This window comes from Ochrobactrum sp. SFR4, from assembly GCF_019730395.1.
Classification (GTDB): Bacteria; Pseudomonadota; Alphaproteobacteria; order Rhizobiales; family Rhizobiaceae; genus Pseudochrobactrum.
The window spans coordinates 1-268 of record NZ_JAAPBB010000828.1; the positions used below are offsets into that span (position 1 = coordinate 1).

1 protein-coding gene is annotated in these 268 nt (G+C 45.5%); it reads left to right on the forward strand.

What is annotated here, in order from left to right; genetic code table 11:
* Positions 1-186 (forward strand): CocE/NonD family hydrolase C-terminal non-catalytic domain-containing protein (locus HBA93_RS21395; protein ID WP_286202121.1); only part of this gene is annotated, 186 nt, incomplete at its 5' end.
* Positions 187-268 lie beyond the last annotated feature (82 nt).

The following is a 268-nucleotide window of genomic DNA, read 5'->3' on the forward strand; positions in this document are numbered from 1 at the left end:
AATATGTTCAAGAAGGAACATCGGATCCGGCTGGATATTTCATCATCCAATTTCCCGAAATATGATGTGAATCCGAATACCGGCGAGCCGGAAGGCACCAGTCATCGTAAACAGATTGCCGTGAATACGGTCTTTGTTGAACATGAACGGCCCTCAGTGCTGAAACTGAGCAAAATTCCTGTTTGATTGAGATGGAAATAAATTGTCCCGCAGACCCTGCGGGACAATTTTTAAAGGCTGTTAGCCGATCCGATGAGACGTCACTGTT